The sequence below is a fragment of the Kitasatospora sp. NPDC056446 genome (assembly GCF_042796115.1).
Classification (GTDB): domain Bacteria; phylum Actinomycetota; class Actinomycetes; order Streptomycetales; family Streptomycetaceae; genus Kitasatospora.
Window position 1 is genome coordinate 130796 of record NZ_JBHTRF010000015.1, and the last position, 20334, is coordinate 151129.

18 protein-coding genes are annotated in these 20334 nt (G+C 74.3%); 10 read left to right on the forward strand and 8 right to left on the reverse strand.

The window, feature by feature from the left end; all coding sequences use genetic code 11:
• Nucleotides 1-45: 45 nt before the first annotated feature.
• Complete coding sequence (locus ACFQ6N_RS12490) at nt 46-2157, reverse strand: phosphocholine-specific phospholipase C (RefSeq protein WP_380648788.1); 2112 nt, start codon at nt 2155-2157, stop codon at nt 46-48.
• 326 nt (nt 2158-2483) lie between these two features.
• Here ACFQ6N_RS12490 and ACFQ6N_RS12495 point away from each other — a divergent pair, with 326 nt between their 5' ends.
• The 5 genes from ACFQ6N_RS12495 to ACFQ6N_RS12515 all read left to right on the forward strand — a co-directional run bounded on the left by ACFQ6N_RS12495 (nt 2484) and on the right by ACFQ6N_RS12515 (nt 9174).
• Complete coding sequence (locus ACFQ6N_RS12495; protein ID WP_380648789.1) at nt 2484-3512, forward strand: phosphotransferase family protein; 1029 nt, start codon at nt 2484-2486, stop codon at nt 3510-3512.
• 3 nt (nt 3513-3515) lie between these two features.
• Nucleotides 3516-4799, forward strand: coding sequence for an acyl-CoA dehydrogenase family protein (locus ACFQ6N_RS12500; RefSeq protein ID WP_380648790.1), 1284 nt, complete (start codon nt 3516-3518; stop codon nt 4797-4799).
• 172 nt (nt 4800-4971) lie between these two features.
• Complete coding sequence (locus ACFQ6N_RS12505; RefSeq protein ID WP_380648791.1) at nt 4972-6249, forward strand: alpha/beta hydrolase family protein; 1278 nt, start codon at nt 4972-4974, stop codon at nt 6247-6249.
• Between the two features lie 424 nt (nt 6250-6673).
• A complete protein-coding gene (locus ACFQ6N_RS12510; RefSeq protein ID WP_380648792.1) occupies nt 6674-8572 on the forward strand; it encodes a putative Ig domain-containing protein in 1899 nt (632 codons plus the stop codon).
• 131 nt (nt 8573-8703) lie between these two features.
• Nucleotides 8704-9174: a hypothetical protein gene (locus tag ACFQ6N_RS12515; RefSeq protein ID WP_380648793.1), complete on the forward strand. Its 471-nt coding sequence runs from the start codon at nt 8704-8706 to the stop codon at nt 9172-9174.
• A gap of 35 nt (nt 9175-9209) precedes the next feature.
• Here ACFQ6N_RS12515 and ACFQ6N_RS12520 read toward each other — a convergent pair whose 3' ends face one another.
• The 4 genes from ACFQ6N_RS12520 to ACFQ6N_RS12535 all read right to left on the reverse strand — a co-directional run bounded on the left by ACFQ6N_RS12520 (nt 9210) and on the right by ACFQ6N_RS12535 (nt 12817).
• Entirely contained in the window at nt 9210-10163 is a 954-nt protein-coding gene (locus ACFQ6N_RS12520) for an ADP-ribosylglycohydrolase family protein (protein ID WP_380648795.1), read from the reverse strand.
• A gap of 145 nt (nt 10164-10308) precedes the next feature.
• Nucleotides 10309-11280 carry an NADPH:quinone oxidoreductase family protein gene (locus tag ACFQ6N_RS12525; RefSeq protein ID WP_380648796.1) on the reverse strand — a complete coding sequence of 324 codons (972 nt, stop codon included), beginning with the start codon at nt 11278-11280 and terminating at the stop codon, nt 10309-10311.
• Entirely contained in the window at nt 11277-12062 is a 786-nt protein-coding gene (locus tag ACFQ6N_RS12530) for an SDR family NAD(P)-dependent oxidoreductase (RefSeq protein ID WP_380648797.1), read from the reverse strand. Before ACFQ6N_RS12530 ends, ACFQ6N_RS12525 begins: the two co-directional genes overlap by 4 nt.
• Nucleotides 12059-12817 carry an SDR family oxidoreductase gene (locus tag ACFQ6N_RS12535; RefSeq protein ID WP_380648813.1) on the reverse strand — a complete coding sequence of 253 codons (759 nt, stop codon included), beginning with the start codon at nt 12815-12817 and terminating at the stop codon, nt 12059-12061. The genes ACFQ6N_RS12530 and ACFQ6N_RS12535 overlap by 4 nt, the downstream gene beginning before the upstream one ends.
• Nucleotides 12818-12992: 175 nt before the next feature.
• Here ACFQ6N_RS12535 and ACFQ6N_RS12540 point away from each other — a divergent pair, with 175 nt between their 5' ends.
• From ACFQ6N_RS12540 to ACFQ6N_RS12555, 4 genes are all read left to right on the forward strand, one after another.
• Nucleotides 12993-13619 (forward strand): TetR/AcrR family transcriptional regulator, encoded by a 627-nt coding sequence (locus ACFQ6N_RS12540; protein ID WP_380648798.1) that lies wholly within the window; start codon nt 12993-12995, stop codon nt 13617-13619.
• 428 nt (nt 13620-14047) lie between these two features.
• Nucleotides 14048-14329 carry an ABC transporter permease gene (locus ACFQ6N_RS12545; RefSeq protein WP_380648799.1) on the forward strand — a complete coding sequence of 94 codons (282 nt, stop codon included), beginning with the start codon at nt 14048-14050 and terminating at the stop codon, nt 14327-14329.
• A gap of 18 nt (nt 14330-14347) precedes the next feature.
• Nucleotides 14348-15127 carry a hypothetical protein gene (locus ACFQ6N_RS12550; RefSeq protein WP_380648801.1) on the forward strand — a complete coding sequence of 260 codons (780 nt, stop codon included), beginning with the start codon at nt 14348-14350 and terminating at the stop codon, nt 15125-15127.
• A gap of 6 nt (nt 15128-15133) precedes the next feature.
• Nucleotides 15134-16543 carry a hypothetical protein gene (locus ACFQ6N_RS12555; RefSeq protein ID WP_380648802.1) on the forward strand — a complete coding sequence of 470 codons (1410 nt, stop codon included), beginning with the start codon at nt 15134-15136 and terminating at the stop codon, nt 16541-16543.
• A 123-nt stretch (nt 16544-16666) separates the two neighbouring features.
• Here the strand turns inward: ACFQ6N_RS12555 and ACFQ6N_RS12560 are convergent, their stop codons facing one another.
• The 3 genes from ACFQ6N_RS12560 to ACFQ6N_RS12570 all read right to left on the reverse strand — a co-directional run bounded on the left by ACFQ6N_RS12560 (nt 16667) and on the right by ACFQ6N_RS12570 (nt 18924).
• The gene (locus ACFQ6N_RS12560) at nt 16667-17740 is read right to left on the reverse strand and encodes a M14 family metallopeptidase (RefSeq protein ID WP_380648803.1); all 1074 of its coding nucleotides are present in this window, start codon (nt 17738-17740) and stop codon (nt 16667-16669) included.
• A gap of 14 nt (nt 17741-17754) precedes the next feature.
• On the reverse strand, nt 17755-18096 hold the full coding sequence (locus ACFQ6N_RS12565; RefSeq protein WP_380648804.1) for a hypothetical protein: 342 nt from the start codon (nt 18094-18096) through the stop codon (nt 17755-17757).
• A gap of 105 nt (nt 18097-18201) precedes the next feature.
• Nucleotides 18202-18924 carry a TetR/AcrR family transcriptional regulator gene (locus ACFQ6N_RS12570; protein ID WP_380648805.1) on the reverse strand — a complete coding sequence of 241 codons (723 nt, stop codon included), beginning with the start codon at nt 18922-18924 and terminating at the stop codon, nt 18202-18204.
• A 472-nt stretch (nt 18925-19396) separates the two neighbouring features.
• Between ACFQ6N_RS12570 and ACFQ6N_RS12575 the strand changes: the two genes are divergently transcribed.
• Complete coding sequence (locus ACFQ6N_RS12575) at nt 19397-20026, forward strand: maleylpyruvate isomerase N-terminal domain-containing protein (protein WP_380648806.1); 630 nt, start codon at nt 19397-19399, stop codon at nt 20024-20026.
• Nucleotides 20027-20334 lie beyond the last annotated feature (308 nt).

Consider the following 20334-nt stretch of genomic DNA (forward strand, 5'->3'; position numbering starts at 1 on the left):
CCCGGCCGAGCGTTCTGCGTGGGCGGCCGGCGGGCCGGGCAGGGGTCAGCGCGGGCCGGGGTCGCTGATGCCGGGGCGGCCGGTCTCCAGGTGGCCGGCCCAGCGGCGGCGGAAGACCGGGGTGCCCGGGGAGGTCACGGAGATGTCGTACCAGCGGCTCTTGGCGTCCACGTCGAGGGTGAACTGCGTGGAGGCGCCGGGGCGGAGGCTGCGGCTCGTCGCGGAGCCCTTCGCGTAGGCGTCGGTGACGGTCACCGTGCGGGCCGCCGGTCCGTTGTTGCGGACGTGGACGCGCACCTTGGTGCCGCGCGGGTCGAACCGTGCGACCAGCTCGGTCCCGGCCTCGCCCTCGAACTCCTGCAGCGAGCCGTTCGGGCCGTGCACGGCGAGGTGGTAGCGGCCGGAGTCCGGCAGCGTCCAGTAGTCGGTGAGGGTGTCCCCGCCGGAGATGGTGTAGCGGCGGGGGGCGCTCCTGGGGGCGGTCCGGTCGTAGGCGTAGAGCCATACCCCGCCCTCGCCCCGGTTCTCCAGGTCGAGGTGGAACTGCCCGGCGTTGTCCGTCTCCTCCTCGTTGACCACCAGGTCGTAGGGGAGGGCGCGGGCCGGTCGGGTGCCCGGTTCCTGGGTGGGCATCCGCTGGGGCAGCGGCACCTGGTAGGGCTTGCCCCGGGAGGCGATCGGCGCGGGCACCGGTATCGAGACCGGCCGGGGGTCGGTGCCGGAGAAGTCGAGCGCGGAGGTGAGGTCGCCGCAGACGGAGCGGCGCCAGGCGCTGATGTTGGGTTCGTCGATGCCGAACCGGGCCTCCAGGAAGCGCAGCACCGAGGTGTGGTCGAAGGTCTCCGAGCAGACCCAGCCGCCGCGCGACCACGGGGAGATGACCAGCAGCGGCACGCGCGGGCCCAGGCCGATCGGCTGGAGGCCGCCCGGGTCGGCGCCGGGCACCAGCGGGCTCATCTCGCCCGGGTACTTGCCGAGGTCGAGCAGTTCGTCGCGCAGGCTCGCCGCCAGGTCGGCGGAGACCATGCCCTGGCTGCCCGGGGCGCTGGCGGCCGGCGGCATCGGCGGGACGACGTGGTCGAACAGGCCGTCGTTCTCGTCGTAGTTGATGAGGAACACCGTCCGGCCCCAGACCTCCGGGTTGGCGGTGAGCGCCTCCAGCACGAGGTTGATGTAGTACGCGCCGTCGGTGGGAGTGGCCTGGGGGTGCTCGCTGTACTTGTACGGCGGGACGATCCAGGAGACCTGCGGCAGCCGGCCCTGCTCGACGTCGGCGCGGAACTCCTTGAGCGTGTGGTCGGTGGCGCCCTTGTCGACGAGCGGGCCCGAGGCGCCCTCGGCCTTCTGGTACCGCTCGAAGAACATCAGCGAGTTGTCGGTGTAGTTGTCGGTGGGGGTGCCCGGCTCGCCGGAGCCGCCCTGGTACAGCTTCCAGCTGACGCCGGCCGACTCCAGGCGCTCGGGGTAGGTGGTCCAGGTGTAGCCGTTGGTGTCGTTGCGCTCCCACAGGCCGGGGCCGTTGGGCTTGCGGCCGTACACGTTGCGCGGGTCGCTGGTGCCGGTCCACAGGTAGATGCGGTTGGGGGCGGTGTCCGCGTGGACGGAGCAGAAGTAGGCGTCGCAGACGGTGAAGGCGTCGGCCAGGGCGAAGTGGTACGGGAGGTCCTGGCGCTTGAGGTGGCCCATCGTCATGACGTCCTGCTTCTGGTTCACCCACTGGTCGTGGCGCCCCTCGTTCCAGGCGAGGTGGCCGCTGCTCCAGCCGTGGTCGGTGCCCGCCTGGAACTCGGTGGTGTTCCGGGGGTCGATGTACCAGGGCAGCACCTCCTGCTCGGAGGCGGGCAGGCCGCGGTCGTGGTAGCGGCCGGTCTTCACGGCGGCGGCGGGCTGGTGCCAGTTGGGCTTGCCGTCCGGCAGCAGGGTGGGACGCGGGTCGTCGAACCCGCGCACTCCGCGCAGGGTGCCGAAGTAGTGGTCGAAGGAACGGTTCTCCTGCATCAGGATGACGACGTGCTCGACGTCCTCGATCGAACGGTGGCGGCCGATCGCGGGCAGTGCCAGGGCCTTGCCGACCGCGGGCGGGAACATGCTGAGGCCGGCCGCGGCGGCGGACGCGCCGCCCAGCTGGAGGAATCGGCGCCGGTCGAAGGAGGTCACGTGAGGCCTTTCCGTCAGGGGACTGCTCCCGAAGGCCCCGAACATAGAAGCCGTGAGCGGTACGTACGCGGTCTTCGGGCGAATGCCGCATGAGCGTTCCGCCAATTCCTGTTGTCCAGCCAACTTCGCCGCGCCGCCACTGCGGCGGCACCGCCTCCTCCCGCTCGCGTCCCGTGGCGGCAACTCCCGTGCGTCGGCGGCTCCCTGGGGCCGCGCCGGGTAGTCTCGGCGGGCGGTCGGGGGCCGCGGCATTGACAGGGGGCGTCCCTCGGCTGAATGCTAAGCAAGCGCTTGGTCAATGATCCGCTTCCCCGAGGAGCCGCCCGATGCCCGAGACCCCCGTCGACCCGCCCGGGCTGGACCTGGCCCGGGTCCGGTCCCACCTGGACCGTGAGCTGCCCGGGACCGTCCAGGGGCCCCTGCGCGCCGAGCTGATCGAGGGGGGCCGCTCGAACCTCACCTACGTCCTGTCCGACGGCGCCTCCCGCTGGGTCCTGCGCCGGCCGCCGCTCGGGCACGTCCTCGCCACCGCGCACGACATGGGCCGCGAGTACCGCGTCATGACCGCCCTGCGGGACACCGGCGTCCCCGTCCCCCGCACCTTCCTGCTCGACCCCGGCGCCGACACCCTCGGCGCCCCCTGGTACCTGATGGAGCACGTCCCCGGCACCGCGCACCGCGACGCGGCCCCGCTGGCCGCCCTCGGCGAGCAGCGCGTCCACGCCCTCGGGAACACCCTGGTCGACACCCTGGCCGCCCTGCACCGGATCGACCCCGCCGCCGTCGGCCTCGCCGACTTCGGCCGCCCCGACGGCTACCTGGAGCGCCAGCTGCGCCGCTGGTCCCAGCAACTCGCCGCCTCCCGCAGCCGTGACCTGCCCGCCATGGACCGGCTGCACGCCCTGCTCGTCGAACGGCTGCCCGTCTCGCCCGCGCCCGCCCTCGTCCACGGCGACTACCGCCTCGACAACGTCCTCGTCGACGACGCCGACGCGATCACCGCCGTCCTGGACTGGGAGATGTCCACCCTCGGCGACCCGCTCACCGACATCGGCCTCCTGGTGATGTACACCGAAGTGGCCGGCGTCGGCGGCGGCATCATCCCCTCCGCCATGACCGCCCCCGGCTTCCCGACGGCCGACGCGATCGTCTCCCGGTACGCCGGGGCGACCGGCCGCGAGGCGGCCGACCTGGACTGGTACGTGGCCTTCGCCTCGTTCAAGCTCGCCGCCGTCGCCGAGGGCATCCACTTCCGCTTCCGGCAGGGCCGCACCCTCGGCGCGGGCTTCGAGCGCGCGGGGGAGATGGCCCCGATCCTCGCCCGGCACGGCCTGGCCACCCTCAAGGAGAACTGACCGATGGACTTCGCGTACGACGCCCGGACCGAGGAGCTCCGCGAGCGGCTGCTCGCCTTCATGGACGAGCACGTCCACCCCGCCGAGCCCGTCCTCGCCGCGCAGCTCGCCGACCCGGCCCGCGCGCCCTGGGCCGTCCCGCCGGTCGTCGCCGACCTCCGGGTCGAGGCCCGAAAGCAGGGCCTGTGGAACCTCTTCTTCACCGACGGGCACGGCCTCACCGACGGGCACGGCTCCGCCGACGGGCACGGCTCCGCCGACGGGCACGGCACGCCCGGTGCGCACGGCGCGGGCCTCACCAACCTGCAGTACGCCCCGCTCGCCGAGATCACCGGCCGCAGCCCGCAGCTGGCCCCGCCCGCGGTCAACTGCGCGGCCCCCGACACCGGCAACATGGAGCTGCTCGCCCAGTTCGGCAGCGCCGAGCAGAAGGAGCGCTGGCTGCGCCCGCTGCTGGACGCCGAGATCCGCTCCGCCTTCGCGATGACCGAGCCCGAGGTGGCCTCCTCGGACGCCACCAACATCGCCACCCGGATCGAGCGGGACGGCGACGAGTACGTGGTCAACGGCCGCAAGTGGTACATCACCGGCGCGATGAACCCGGACTGCCGCATCCTCATCGTGATGGGCAAGACCGACCCCGGCGCCGAGCGGCACCGGCAGCAGAGCATGGTGCTCGTCCCGCGCGACACCCCCGGGGTGACGGTCAGGCGCGGCATGACGGTCTTCGGCTACGACGACGCCGACCACGGCGGCCACGCCGAGGTGCTGTTCGAGGACGTCCGGGTCCCGGTCGGGAACCTGATCGGCGAGGAGGGCTCGGGCTTCGCCATCGCGCAGGCCCGGCTCGGCCCGGGCCGGATCCACCACTGCATGCGCGCCATCGGCATCGCCGAGCGGGCGCTGGAGCTGATGTGCCGCCGGGTGGGCGAGCGGGTCGCCTTCGGCCGGCCGCTCGCCGAGCAGGGCGTGGTGCAGGACTGGATCGCCGAGTCCCGGGTGCGGATCGAGCAGCTGCGGCTGCTGGTGCTCAAGACCGCCTGGCTGATGGACACCGTCGGCAACCGGGGCGCGCACACCGAGATCCAGGCCATCAAGATCGCCACCCCGGTCACCGTCGAGTGGATCCTGGACAAGGCCGTCCAGGCGCACGGCGCGGCCGGCGTCAGCCAGGACACCCCGCTCGCCCAGCTGTGGGCGGGCAACCGGACCCTGCGCCTCGCCGACGGCCCGGACGAGGTGCACAAGCGCTCGCTGGCCCGGCAGGAGCTGAGGAAGTACCGCTGACGGAGTGCCGCCGAAGCCCCTCCCGGGGAGGCCGGGCCCGGCCCCGCGCCGACCCGTAGGGGTGTCATACCCGGGTATTCAGGGGCCGGTTGGCTCCCTGGTATGACGGCCGGGGCCCGTCCCCGCCCGTAGTGTCCTGCGTGTTCGACCGATCGACACGCGGAGGTACATCATGGGCAGTGGGGGACGGGCCGTGGCGGCGGTCCTGCTGGCGGCGACGGCGGCCCTGGGCACGGTCGGCGTGCCCGGCGCGGTGGCGGCGGCGCAGGACGCGGGCACCGGGCGGCAGGCACGGGCCTGGCTGCCGGAGCCCAGCGGGCCGTACCCGATCGGGACGACCGCGGTGCACCTCACCGACACCGCCCGGGACGACCCCTGGCAGCCCGGGCACCGGCGCGAGCTGATGATCAGCCTCTGGTACCCGACCTCCCGACCGGCGGGCCCCGACGACCGGGCCCCGTACATGGAGCCCGCCGCCGGGGAGCACTTCGGCGGGCCGACCGGCGTCGGCCTGATCAACTACGGCGCGACGCCGGGCCGCACCGACTGGTCCGGCATCCGCACCCACGCCCGCCGGGACGCCCCGGCGCTGCCCGGCGGCCGGCGCCCGGTGGTGCTGTACTCGCCCGGCCTCGGCGACCCGCGGACCTGGGGGACGGCCCTGGTCGAGGACCTCGCCTCGCGCGGCTACGTCGTGGTCACCGTCGACCACACCTACGAGGCCTCCGAAGTCGCCTTCCCCGGCGGGGACCTGGCCCCCTCGGTGCTCCCCGGCATGCTCGGACAGCCGGACCTGGACATCGGCGCCGTCCTGCGCAAGGCCCTCGCCACCCGGGTGGACGACACCCGCTTCGTGCTGGACCAGCTCGCCTGCCTGGGCGGCCGCCGGGGGCTGCCGACCGGCCTGGCCGGGGCGCTCGACCTCGACCGGGTCGGCATGGTCGGCCACTCGGCGGGCGGCTTCACCGCGCTCCAGGCCATGCACGACGACCCGCGGATCGCCGCCGGGATCAACATGGACGGCCAACTGCACTTCCCCGGCCCGGACGGCCGCACCGGCGTGTCCCTGCCCAGTGTCGCCGAGGACGGGCTGGACCGGCCGTTCCTGCTGATGGGCACCGGCAGCGAGGACTCCGGCAGCTACCACGGGCAGCCCGGCTGGGACGCCCTGTGGCGGCACAGCACCGGCTGGCACGCCGACGTCACCCTCACCGGCTCCCGCCACGGCTCCTACACCGACGCCCAGTCGCTGCTGCCCCAGCTGGCCCGGCAGGGCGCGCTGACCGCCGAGCAGCTGCGCGGGGACGTCGGCGACATCCGGCCCGGCCGCGCCGAACTCGCCACCCGCTCGTACGTCGCCTCGTTCTTCGACCGCTGGCTGCGCGGGCACGACGACCAGCTGCTGGACGGGCCCTCGCCGCGCTTCCCGGAGATGGCGTACGAGCGGTAGGACGCGGCGGCCCGCGGCGGCCCGTGGCGGCCCCACCGGCCCGGGTGGCGGGCGGGAGCCGGTGAATACCCGCCAGGAACGGATTTGTCGAGCGGATTCACTCCTGGATTCCTGGAAACAGCATTCCCAGTGCTATTCAGTGAATGGCTACGCGCGTTGATTACCTTTCGTCAATTCCGCTTGACCTGCTTCGACCCGCTTCTTAATCGGCCCTTACCCTTTGCCGTTGACCGGTGTTCATCAGCTCTGCTTTCCTTCAGGCCCAGCAGGTGGCAACAGGCCGACGGGCAGTCAATTCCGGGTGTGCGAAAGAAGTGACCGGAAGGCTCCCGGCGGAATCCGCTGCCTGCGATCCCCCACGAAGGGATCGTTCTCGGCCCCCCCGGGGCCGTGGGCGATCGGCAGAAGAGAGGCACCCTCACCCATGGGTCACTCCCCCAGGACCGCCCGCGCGAAGTACGCGGCGCTCACCGGAATAGCGACGCTCGCGCTCGCCGCCGCAGGGCTGGCCGGCGCGGCCACCCCGGCCTCCGCGCAGGACATCTCCAGCGCGCAGAGCAGCACCGGCAACGAGTTCAACCCCTGGAGCCCGCAGGCCGGCCACCCCTACCGGCACGGTGCGGTACCCGGTCAGTCCCAGCACGAGAACTACAAGAAGTGGCTGGCCGCCCACAACCAGGCCGCGGCGACCGGCCAGCAGACGCTGTCCTACGGCGGCGGCGTCGACGGCATCGGCGTGCAGAGCGGGCACTCCAAGGTGTACCTGGTGTTCTACGGCAGCCAGTGGGGCACCCAGAGCACCGACGCCAACGGCAACGCGAAGTTCTCCAACGACTCGGCCGGCGCGGCCGGTGCCACCCAGCAGATGTTCAAGGGCATCGGCACCAACGGCGAGACCTGGTCCGCCGACCTCACCCAGTGGTGCGACGGCCCCAACGTCGCCAGCGGCGCGGTGAGCTGCCCGTCCAACGCCAACTTCATCCCGTACCAGGCCGGCGGCGTCCTGTCCGGCGTCTGGTACGACAACGGGGCCGCCTCGCCGAGCCAGGCCACCGGCAACCAGCTCGCCCAGGAGGCGATCAACGCCGCCGGCCACTTCGGCAACACCACCGCCGCCGCCAACCGGGACGCGTACTACATCGTCCTGTCGCCGCACGGCACCAACCCGGACGACTACCAGAACCCGACCACCGGGTACTGCGCCTGGCACGACTGGAACGGCGACACCACCCTCACCGGCGGCGCGGCGACCTCGCCCTACGGCGACATCGCGTTCTCCAACCAGCCGTACAACATCGACGCGGGTGCCAACTGCGGCGTCGGCTTCGTCAACTCGCCCGGCACGCTGGACGGCTGGACGATGACGCTCGGCCACGAGTGGCACGAGATGATGTCCGACCAGAACCCGGCCGGCGGCTGGACCAACCACGTCTCCGGCAGCAGCTACAACGGCCAGGAGAACTCCGACGAGTGCGCCTGGATCAAGTCCGGCAGCGCCGGCGGCGCCGCCAACATCTCCTTCGGCTCCTTCGGCAGCTACGCCGAGCAGGCCAGCTGGTCCAACGACACCAACTCCTGCGCGATCTCGCACACCATCCTGACCCACGGCAACACGGTCACCGTCACCAACCCGGGCAGCCAGACCGGCACCGTCGGCACCGCGGCGAGCCTGCAGATCCACGCCAGTGACTCGGCCACCGGCCAGACCCTGAGCTACTCGGCCACCGGCCTGCCGGCCGGCCTGTCGATCAACTCCTCGACCGGCCTGATCTCCGGCACCCCGACCGCCGCCGGCACCTCCAGCGTCACGGTCACCGCGACCGACACCACCGGCGCCACCGGCAGCACCGTCTTCGGCTGGACCGAGTCCACCGGCGGGGGCGGCGGCACCGCCGTCACCAACGGCACCTTCGAGACCGGCAACCTGACCGGCTGGACCGCCGCCGGCACCACCTCCGCCACCACCGCAGCCGCCCACAGCGGCAGCTACGGCGCCATGCTCGGCTCCGCCAACCCGAGCACGGACTCCTCGATCGCCCAGACCTTCACCGCGCCGACCGGCTCCAGCAAGGTGTCCTTCTGGTACAGCAACACCTGCAACGACACCGTCACCTACGACTGGGCCACCGCCACCCTGAAGGACAACACCACCGGCACCACCAGCACGGTCCTCGCCAAGACCTGCACCACCACCGGCAGCTGGACCAACAAGACGGCGGCCGTCACCCCGGGCCACTCCTACACGCTCACCCTGAGCAACCACGACGACAACTACGCGGGTGACCCGACCTACACCTACTACGACGACGTGACCGTCTCCTGACGATCGCCGCGCCGAACGCACCGGGGTGGGCCCTGCGGCCCGCCCCGGTGCCGTTTCCCTTCCGGGGGATCCGGAGCGGACGCCGGTGCGTCGAACCGGAACCCTCCGTACAACGGCAGTGAGGAACCACCGTGAACCCGAGAAGACCCGCCGCCCCGGCGCTCGCCGCCGGCCTGCTCGCCCTGCTCGCCCTCGCCGGGTGCGCCTCAGCCGGGACCGGCCCTTCGGCCACTGCGGCCACTGCGGCCACCGCGGCCGGCCCGGCCGCCCCGAGCCCGGCGGCGGTCACGGTGGACGAGCACGCCGACCGCACCACCCTCAAGGTCGCGGTCGGCACGAGCGTCACGGTCGTCCTGCACAGCACCTACTGGAGCGCCGCGAGCGGCTCGGCCCCCGACGTCCTCGCGCCGGCCGGCACCCCGACCACCGCACCGTCACCCTCCTGCCGCCCCGGCGGCGGCTGCGGCACCGTCACCGCCTCGTTCACCGCCCGTGCCCCCGGCAGCGCGCGGGTCACCGCGACCCGGACCAGCTGCGGCGAGGCCCTCGCCTGTACGTCCGGACAGGGCGCCTACGAGGTGACGGTGGAGGTCAGCGGCTAGGAGAGCGGCCGGGGGAGTGGTCGGCCGGGGGAGCGTCAGGCGTCGGTCTCCGCCTGGCTCTCCGCCTCGCTCGCCGCCCTGGCGACCCAGTCCGGCAGCGCTTCGCGGCAGGCCAGCCAGGTCGGCGGCACCTCGGCCAGGCCGGTGCGGGCGGCGACCACGCCGCCGGTGATGGCGCAGGTGGTGTCCACGTCGCCCAGCCCCTCGGCGGTGGTCCACAGGGCGTCGGCCAGGCTGTCCAGGTGGTGGGCGGCGGACCACAGGGCGAACGGCACGGTGTCGCCCGCCCGGACCCGCTGTCCGTTGCCCAGCAGGTCGGCGGCCCGCCACGGCTCGGTGGCGGCGGACAGCGCGGCGGCCTGGCGCAGCCCGTCCCGGACCCCGCCGGCGGGGGTGCGGTCGGCGACCCCGGCCAGCAGCTCCGCCCCGGCGGGGGCGGGCCCGGAGCGGCCGCGCGCGGCGAACGCCGCCGCCAGGGCGACGGCCACCGCCCCGGCCACGCCCTCCGGGTGGGCGTGCGTCACCTCGGCGGACAGCGCCGCCTGCTCCGCCGTCTCGTCCAGGTCCTCGTGGAACCAGGCGCCCAGCGGGGCCACCCGCATGGCCGCGCCGTTGCCGAGGCTGCCCTGGCCGTCGAACAGCTCCCGCGCCTCGGTGCGCCAACTCCCGGGCGCCTCGGCCAGCTTGGGCAGCAGCAGGCGCATGCCGCGCCCGTAGCCGCGGCCGGGGTCGGCCAGGTAGGTGGCTCCGAAGGCCTGGGCGAGCCGTTCCTGGTGCACCGCCTCGAAGGCGGTCAGGACCCCGAAGACGGACAGGGCCATCGCGGTGTCGTCGGTCCAGTGCCAGGGGCCTTCCTCCGGCGTCCGCCGGGCCCGGATCTGCTCGAACGCTTCCTTCGGCGAGCGGAACAGCGGGAACCAGCGCTCCCCGAAGCCGTCCCCCAGGGCCAGGCCCTCCAGTGCGTCGCGAGCGGCGGAAAAGGATGTCATCCCGGCATCCTGGCAGGGGCCGTGGCGCCCGCGCAGCCGGATTCCCCGGCCGCGCGGGCGGTGGACCGGTCGCCCTCGACGGTGGTCGGTCACCCTCGACGGTGGTCGGTCGCCGGGAGCGACGGTCGGTCGCCCCCGGGGCCGGTCAGTCGGCGAGGACGGCGATCCGGCCGGTGCTCAGCCCGCCCGCGACCCGCCGGACGGCGTCCGCGGCGGCGGCCAGCGACACCCGCTCGCTCACCAGCGGCCGGACCGCTCCCTGCTCGGCGAGTCCGGTCAGCTCGTGGTGCGCGGCCCGGACGGCGAGCGGGTCGTGGGTGTTGTAGAGGCCCCAGTGCAGGCCGAGGATGGTGTAGTTCTTCACCAGGGCGTGGTTGAGCGCCGGCGTCGGGACCTGTCCGGCGGCGAAGCCGACGACCACGATCCGGCCCTCGAAGGCGATGCACTTGGTGGAGCCGGTGTAGGCGTCGCCGCCGACCGGGTCGAAGACCACGTCGGCGCCGCGCCCGTCGGTGGCCTCCTTGACGGCGGCGACGAAGTCCCGGGCCCGCCGGTCCACCACCAGGTCGGCGCCGAGCGCCGCCGCCGTGCGGGCCTTGTCCGCGCCGCCGACCACCGCGATCACCCGGGCCCCGGCGGCCCGGCCGAGCTGGACCGCCGCACTGCCGACCCCGCCGGCCGCCGCGTGCACCAGCAGGGTCTCCCCGGCCCGCAGCCCGGCCCGGCGGTGCAGCGCGAACCACGCGGTCTGGTAGCCGATGTGCAGGGCCGCCGCCTCGGCGTCGTCCAGCGCCGGGGGCGCGGGGAACGCGGTCGCGGCGTCCAGCAGCGCGTACTCGGCGAAGGCTCCGTGCGGCAGCACCGGGTTGCCGATCAGGCGCTCGCCCCGCCGGGGGCCGTCGGCCACCTCGCCGCACAGTTCCACGCCGGGCGTGAACGGCAGCGGCGGGCGGACCTGGTACTGCCCGCGCACCATCAGCGCGTCCGGGAAGTTGACGGCGGCGGCCCGCACCCGGACCAGCAGCTGCCCGGGGCCGGGCTCCGGCCGGGCGACGTCCTCGGCCAGCCGCATCACCTCGGCGGGCTCGCCGAGCTCTCGAACCTGCCAGGCCCTCACAGTGCCCCGCTCCTCTCCAGTTCCTGCTGGAGCCGGTTCATCCCGGCGATCCAGCGGTCCGGCTCGGTGGCCCGGACCCGGTAGTACTCGGCGGCCTCGGGGTGCGGCAGGATCAGGAACCGCTCCTCCCGGAGCCCGGCCAGTGCCGCCTCGGCGACGTCCTCGGGGTCCAGCGCGGTGGGCGCGAGCAGCGCCTCGCCGACCGGGCCGGTCGAGGCGAGCATGTCGGTGCGCACGCCCTGCGGGCAGAGCGCGTGCACCCGGACGCCCCGGTGGCGGTACGTCGCGGAGAGCCACTCGGCGAAGGCGAGCGCGCCGTGCTTGCTGACCGCGTACGGCGCCGAGCCGAGCATGGTGAGCAGTCCGGCGGCGGAGACGGTGGCCAGGAAGCGGCCCTCGCCGCGTTCCAGCCAGCGGGGGAGCAGCAGGTCGGCGGCCCGGACGTGGGCCATCACGTTGACGTCCCAGGCGCTCGCCCAGGCGGCGGCGGGCGCGTCGGCGCCGCCGACCGGGGCGACGCCCGCGTTGGCGCACCATACGTCGATCTCGCCGAGGGCCGCCCGGGACCGGTCGACCAGGTCGGCCAGGCCGTCGGCGGAGGCGGCGTCCCCGGGCAGGGCGGTGGCGCCGCACTCCCCGGCGACGGCGCGGGCGGCGTCGGCGTCCAGGTCGTTGACCACGACCCGGGCCCCGGCGGCGGCGAAGGCCCGGGCCAGGGCGGCGCCGATGCCCCGGCCGGCGCCGGTCACCACGACGCCCCGGTCGTGCGGCTCGGGGCTCACAGGCCGCCGCCCAGGGTGACGCCGCCGTCGACGACCAGGGTCTGGCCGGTGATCCAGGCGGAGTCGGGGGAGAGCAGGAAGGCGACCGCTCCCGCGATGTCCTCGGGGACGCCGAGCCGGCCGAGCGGGTAGGCGCGCGCGACCTTCTCCTCGCGGCCCTCGTACAGGGCCTCGGCGAACCTGGTCTTGACGACGGCGGGGGCGACGGCGTTGACCCGGATGCCCTGCGGCCCCAGCTCGGCGCCGAGCTCGACGGTGAGCCGGATCAGCGCGGCCTTGCTGATGCCGTACATGCCGATGCCGGCCGAGGCGCGGATGCCCGCGACCGAGGCGATGTTGACGACCGAGCCGCCGTGCTCGCCCATCCACGCGGCGTGCGCGCGGCGGGTCCAGGCCAGCGGGCCGAGCACGTTGACGGCCAGGATCTTGGCGGCGGCGTCCTGGTCGGTCTCCAGGACCGGTCCGTAGACGGGGTTGATGCCGGTGTTGTTGACCAGGTGGTCGAGCCGGCCGAAGGCCTCCAGGGTGCGGGCGACCGCCTCCTCCTGGTGGGCGGGGTCGTCGGCCCTGCCCGCGACGGCGATCGCGTTCTCCGGCCCGCCCAGGTCCCGGACGGCCTCGGCCAGCGGCTCGGCGTTGCGGGCGGTGAGGCAGACCTTGGCGCCCCGGTCGACCAGCTCGCGGGCGATGCCGAGGCCGATGCCCCGGCTCGATCCGGTGACGACGGCCACCCGGCCCTTGAAGGAGTGCACCACGAAGCGTCCTGCCTTTCGTACGGGGATCCGGTCACCACCGCTGACCAAGCGCTTGCTCAGCATGGTGTCGGTGCGGGAGCCTGTCAACAGCCTGCCGACCGACCGCCCGTCCCGTCCGGCGATCGATGGGAAAACCTGTACGAGTTCCGCTCCGAGTCTCTGCGAGGATGACGCCATGACCAGCACCCCGATGGCCGACCTCTGGACGACCCTGCCCGGCGCCGACACCCGCCCCGAGGCGGCGTACCGGCTGCTCCAGGCGGCCGTCGAGTCCTTCGCGGAGCGCGGATTCCACGCCACCACCACCCGGGACATCGCCACCGCCGCCGGCATGAGCCCGGCCGCGCTGTACATCCACTACCAGTCGAAGGCCGCGCTGCTCGCCGAGATCAGCCGGGCCGGGCACGCCGCCACGCTGGCGCTGGTCCGGGACGCGGTGGCCGGCGGGGGCGCCCCGGTGGAGCGGATGCGGCGGCTGGTCGAGCGGTTCACCGCCTGGCACGCCCGGGCCCGGACGGTCGGCCGGGTGGTCAACTACGAGCTGCACGCCCTGCCCGAGGACGCCTACGCGGTGGTCGCCGCGCTGCGCCTGGACATCGAGCGCGAGGTCAGCGCGCTGATCGAGGCCGGCGCGGCGGCCGGCGAGTTCCAGGTCGCGGAGGTGCGGACGGCGGCCCGGGCGGTCACCTCGTTGGGTATCGACGTCTCCCGCTGGTACACCGACCGCTCGACCGAGACGCCGGAGGAGCTCGGCCGCCGCTACGGCGAGCTGGTCCTGAGAATGCTCGGCGCCCGGGTCTGACCCGGTCGCCGCCGTACCGGCCGGGCCGGCCGGGCCCGTCCCCCCGCCCCCGCCCCACCGTCCCCCCCCCCCGACCCCGGTGTCCCTTGACCCGGGCCGGGCACCGCGCGCAGACTCGTATACGCAGTACGTGTCCCTCGTACGTGTGCCTCGTAGACGTACGGCGCCGACCCCGGCGCCACCCCGGCCCGGCCAGACGGACCCCCGGCGCGGCCCAGGCCCTCCTCCCGGAGGACCCGGGCTCGGCGCACCCCGACAGCACCCTCCCGCGGCGGCCACGCCCCCGACCGGCGGCGCCGACGGAAGCAGACCCCGACCCGGGCCGGTCCGGCCGGCCGGGCCGCCGGGCCCTGCGGCCCGGCGGCCCGGGTACGGCGCGCCAGACGCGCCGGGCGCGGCCCGGGTGGAGGGAGAGGGGAGGCGCAGCGATGCCTTCCCGGGAAGCACCCACCCATCGACGATCGAGCCCGGTCCGCCCCCGCTTCTGGCTGGAGACGGCCCTCGGCGGGCTGTCCGGGCTGTTGTTCCTGCTCACCCTGGTGTGGCCGCAGTGGATCGAGACGCTCCTCGGCGTCGACCCGGACGCCGGCAGCGGCGCGGCGGAGTGGCTGGTGGTCGCGCTTGCGGCCGCCGTCACCGCCGCCTGCGTGCTCGGCGCGCGGGTCGAGTGGCGCCGGGCGCACCCGTCCACGGCCCGTGCCGTGCGGTGAGCGGATCGGAGAACCGTCATGACTGACACCACTCCCACCGCCGCTGCCTCCGACGACCTGACCGCACTCGTGCGGCAGGCCCCGCTGAGCTTCCTGGGCACGGTCACCCGGGTCGGCGGCACCTCGCTCGCGGCCGTCCCGGTCGAGGACAGGAACGAACGGACGGCCGTGGTCAGGGTCGACCAGGTCCTGCACGCGCCGGAGGCCTTCCGGCAGCTCGCGGGCGGCGAGGTCACCGTCCAACTGGCGCCCGACGCCGCCCTCATGGGGGTCGGCGAGCGGGCCGCCTTCTTCACCCGGGGCATGGTGTACGGGGAGGGCCTGGGCGTCACCGAGGTGGGTCGGCTGCCCGCCGAGTCCGTCCAGTCGCACGTGTCCCTGGCCGCCACCACGGCCGACGAGCTGCCGTTCACGTCCGTGCAGCGGGAGATCCGCGCACAGGACCTGGCCGCGCACGCCGGGACGGCGGACGCGGTCGTCGTCGGCACGGTGGTCGGCCTGGAGCAGGTCGACGGCACCGACCGCTACTCCGAGCACGCCCCGGACTGGTGGCGGGCCCGGATCGGCGTCACCCGGGTCGAACGCGGCCCGGTGGCCGACAGCACCGTCGCCGTCCTCTACCCCAACAGCCGGGACGCCCACTTCTACCGGGTGCCCAAGCCCGTGGCCGGCCAGGAGGGCCTCTGGCTCCTGCACGCCACCGGGGACGACCTGCGCGGACTGGCCCCGTACGAACTGATCCACCCCGAGGACTACCAGCCGGTGCACAAGCTCGCCGTGCTGCGGGAACGGAGGTGAGCCGCCATGCCCGGCACACCCACCCTCAAGGTCGTCGACATCACCCCGAAGGCGCTGAGCGGCACCGCCAGCCAGGACTCCGAACCGTTCCTCGCGGTCAACCCGGAGCAGCCCGCCCAGATGGTCGCGACCGCCTTCACCCCCGACCCCATGAACGGCCCGCTCGCCCCGGTCTACGTGTCCACCGACGGCGGCGACACCTGGGCGCTGCGCACGATCGTCCCCGGGGCCGCGCCGCAGATCGGCACCGCCGACATCACCGTGGCCTTCGCGGCCCGGGGTGGTGCGCTCTACGCGGGCATCCTGAACGGCCAGGCGGCGCTGCACCGGCCGCAGCCGATCACCAGGATGCAGATCCTGCGCGCGCCGGGCATCGCCTCGACCGCGCCGATGGAGATCCTGGTCAGCCGGGACCGCGAGGACCAGCCGTGGGTCACCGCCGACACCGTGGCGGCCGGCGGCGCCGACCGCGACCGCGTCTACATCGGCAACAACGGCCCGGGGCCGAGGAGTGCCACCGTGGACGTCTCGGGTGACGCCCGGACGGCGCCCGCGCCGGCCGGATTCGGGCCCACGGTGATCGAGCAGCGGGATCCGGCGGGCCAGGACGGGCCGCCGGTGCGGCTCGCCGTGCACCCCGACGGCACCGTCTACGCGGCGTTCGAGAGCTGGCGGACCAATGACGACGGCCGTCCGGTCACCGATGTCACCTTCGACGTCGTGGTGACCCGGGACGACGGCGCGGGCCTCGGCGCCAACCCCTTCCGGGACCTCAAGGACGCCGCCGACAGCACCCCCGGGCAGCGGGTCGCGACCGACCGGTTCATCGCGTTCAACTCGACCATGGGACAGGAGCGGCTCGGCGGCGACCTGACGATCGCCGTCGACCCGACCGGCGCCGACCGCGTCTGGATCGCCTGGTGCGACCGGGTGGGCGGGCCGGGCGGAGTCGACAACACCCTGCACGTGCGGCACTCCGCCGACCGGGGCCAGACCTGGCAGCAGGTACGCGACGACATCACCGACGCCAAGAACCCGGCGCTGGCGGTCAACGCCGACGGCCTGGTCGGGCTGGTCTACCAGCGGTTCGCCCAGAACCAGTGGACGACCGTCCTGGAGGTCACCGCCGACAACTGGCGGACCGCGCCGGAGTCCGACGTCCTGCACCAGGCGCCCGCCGACGTGCCGGTCGCCCACGGGCTGCCCTACCTCGGCGACTACATCCGGATCCTCGCCGTGGGGACGGACTTCTACGGGATCTTCGCGGGCAACAACACCCCGGACCGGGCCAACTTCCCGGTCGGCGTGACGTACCTGCGCAACGCCGACTTCACCACCCACCAACTGCTCAGCACCGACGGCGCGACCCGGGTGGCGCCGTCCATCGACCCGTTCTTCTTCCACCGGGCCGCCTGAGCGCACAGGCCCGGGCGCCCGCCACGAACGATCGTGGCGGGCGCCCAGCTGTCGGGCACTGTGGCTTTCGGGGGGTTCGGACGGTGGGGCTTCCAGCGGTTCGGGAGGCCGGGGGCCTCGGGTTCAGGCGGTGGCCAGGCAGAACTTCAGGAGCCCGGCGTCCACGTCGAGGACGATCTTCTCCATCTCCGCCCACGGCGGGTGGAACGCCGTGCCCCACTCGACGGTGAAGCCGAGCACCGAACCGAGGTCGGGATCGACGTAGTGGCGGGAGTAGACGTAGTCGTCGCTGGTCCCGCTGGTCGGGTACAGGTGGAACCCGGTCATCGGCCGGTACGCCAGGCCGCGCACGCCGTTGACGCCCTGGCAGAACGCCTCGGCGAGCAGGACGGCGGTGTCGGCGTCGGTCTTCGGGATGTACTCCGCGTACGCGACGTCGCCGGGCAGTCCGCGCTTGCCGTCGTAGTGGGAGTTGCGGAAGTTCATGGCGGGGTCGACCGACTGGTTGTCGTCGTCCCCCCAGTTGTAGAGCATGTCCTGGGAGTAGCTGTGCACGTCGACGAACCACCGGGTCCGCGGGAACTGCTCCAGCAGCCAGCGGACGTTGCGGGTCTCCGGTTCGGAGAAGGCGCTGGGGCCCTCGTAGACCTGCTGGTCGCAGGGGTCGGCCGACACCTGCGGGGTGGCGGTCGGCGCGAAGGCGGTGGCGAAGTCGAAGAGGAAGTCGTAGTTGCGGTTCAGGTCGACGCCGACGCAGTCGGGGTTGGTGCTGCCGCCGGCGTTGGCCGGGTTGCGGTTCTTGCGCCACATCGGGTCGGCGGTCTGGCTGTACCGCCGGCCGTCCGGGTTGACCAGCGGGAAGAGCACCAGGTCCACCCGCCCGAGCAGGGCGCGGACCTGGGCGGCGGTGAACGCGGTGCCGCCGTAGGTGAGGCCGGTGCCGTCACGCTGGGCCTCCAGCAGGTCGGCGGCCAGGTGGACGAGGATCTCGCAGCTGCCCCACTCGCGGGCGTGCACACCGCCGATCATCATCACGCAGTCCTTGGGGACCGGCGCGGGGGCGCCGATCTGCAGGGCGTGGGCGGTGCGGCCCTCGAACGAGGGGTCGGGCAGGGTGAGCAGCCGGGTGGTGCCGGGGTAGGCGGTGGCCAGGGCGGCCAGCGCGGACTCGACCTCGGTGGTGTTCAGATACGGCATGACGACCTCCCTGGTCAGCCGGCGGACTTGGCCGCGAGGCCGTGCGGGACGGCGCCGGCGGCGAACCGGTCGCCGGTGCCGACCTCCTGCTGGGCGGCGCGTCCGGCCGCACTGGCGTTGCCGGTCCTGGTGACCGTGACGCCCTCGCGTTCGAGGGCCGCGACGCGGTCCTCCGGGGCGTAGACGTCGATGCCGACGCTGCCGTCGGGCTCGATGTGCGGCCGGCCGCCGACGTCGGGACGGGTGTCGCGCAGCAGGGCGCGCAGGGTCTCCGCGTCCTCGGCGGTGACGCGCAGGCGCAGGACGTCGGGTCGGGTAGGTCGGGTTGGCGGTGGTTGGGTGGGAACGGCGGACATGGCGACCTCTTCCCGGGCGCCGTCCGGACCCGGCCGGAGCGTTGCCGTCCGGTGTGCCCGGAGGTGCCTGTTCGGGCGGATATGTCCGACGTGTACCTCGTATCCTCAGGATGCGTCTCCGCCGTAGAAGGAGTCAAGGGGGGGCTCCGGCATCCCGTTCAGCAGGCTGTCGAGGCCGCCCAGCATCTCGTTCTCGTCGTCGAACTCGGCGAAGCGGGGCACCAGGGCACGCAGCCTCGGGTACTCGGCGGCGGGCAGCCGGTGCAGGCCCAGCCGGAGTACCGGGTCCGGCTCGTCCGGGTTGTCGACCACCTGGCGCTTGTCGACCAGCAGGCAGCCGAGGTTCCAGGCGACGAAGGTGCGGTAGATCGTCAGCGCGGTGGCGTCGTCGAACCCGGCCCGGCCGAGCACCGCGAGGATGTGCTCGGTGAGTTCGAGCACCGGCGCCGGCCGGCGGGCGACCGGGACGGTCAGCGGCCGGGTCGCGACCAGCGGCAGGATCTCGGGGTGGGCGTGCGCGGCGGCGGCGAACGAGCGGGCGATCCGGCGCAGCTCCAGCCGCCAGCCGGACGTCCGGGGGCCGTCGGCGGTGCTGTCCCGCAGCCGGGCGTTGACCTCGGTGAAGTAGGCCTCGATCAGGCCGTCGAGCAGGGCTTCCTTGCCCGGGGTGTAGCGGTACAGGGCCATCGACTCGACACCCAGCTCGGTGGCCAGCCTGCGCATGGTCAGCGCGGCCAGGCCCTCGCGGTCGACCAGCGCCACGGCGGTGGCGAGCACCAGCGGGCGGCTCAGGCGTCCCCGCTTCTCGGTGCCGTCCCGCTCGGCCATGTCCGTACTCCTCCGGATCGGTGCCGGCGCCGCTCGGCGGATGTCGGCAGATGTCACTCAGCGGATACAGAACCAGGATACAAGGTATGAATCAGTCATAAACGGGCATCGCTGCGCCGGGCCGCCGGATCGGCGATTCCGCTGGTCAGCCGACCGGTGGCGGCGCCGGGGGCCCGGCGACGGGGGTGGAGGGGTCGGATGCGGTGAGTAGCCGGGGGTGCGGGCCGGTCGGCGCGCGGCCCGGGGCGGACGGCGGCCGCCGGGCACCCGGCGTGACGGGCGGGTGCCGGCGCGTGGTTCCGGAGGGGTTCCGAACGGGTTCCGGAGCGGTTCCTGCCCGGGGTCGGAGCGCCCGGGCCGGGTGGTCCGGGTGGTCCGGGTGGGCCGGTCCCGGCCGCCGGGGGTGGCCGTCGCCGGGCCCGGGGGCGGGGGTACCGTGGGGCCCCGGTGACCACCGCCCCGAGGAGGGCCGATGAGCAGTCAGAACGACCCGGTACGAGTGATGTTGGCGCAAGCCTGGACCTCCTGGGCGGAGCGCGCGAAGGCCCTGGACGCCGAGGACTGGAGCCGGCCGACCAGGCTGCCCGAGTGGACCGTCCAGGCGCTCTGCGGCCACGTGGCGCCGGTGCCGGCGATGTTCGACGGGCTGCGCGAGGCCGTCCTCGACGGGCCGGCGGAGATCACCACCGGCGCCGGGATCCTGCGCGCCTACAACCGGCCGGGCGGCCTGGCGCACACCGCCGCCGGGCAGATCGCCGACGCGGCGAAGCAGGCCGCCGCGGAGACCGGGCCCGCCGTGCTGATCGCCCGGTTCGGGACGGAGGGCCCGGCCGCCCTGGCCGGGCTCGCCGACCTGTCGCCCGAGGTGACGGTGGCGCACCCGCTGCTGGGCAGTGTGCGGCTCGGCGCGCTCGCCGAGGTGGCGCTGATGGAGGCGACCGTCCACCTGCTCGACCTGATCGCCGCCGTCGGCGGCCCGCCGCCGGCCGAGGGCGCGCTGCACTTCACCCGCGGACTGCTCGCGGAGGTCGCCGACCCGGTGGCCTTCATCGAGTCGGCGACCGGGCGCAGCGCGGAGGCGGTGCTCCCGGTCATCCGCTGAGGCGGATGTCGGGTCGTTCGGCGGCCCCGCCCTCCGGGGTTCCGGAAGGGCCGGGCCGTGGTTCGGGGCGCCTTCTGTCATGACCCTTTCAAAGGTGCGGGTTTGCTGTCACGCTGCTGCTCCCGGCCCGCTCCCCACGAGAGGTTCCGATGAGACGACTCCTGCATGCCCTGACCGGCGCCGCACTGTTCGCGGCCGCCGGACTCGCGGCGCTCGCCACCCCCCAAATAGGGGGGCCCCCCCCCAACCCCACCCCCCCCCGGGTGGGCCAACCCGGGGTGCAGTGCGGGCCGGGGGCCGGGGCCCCG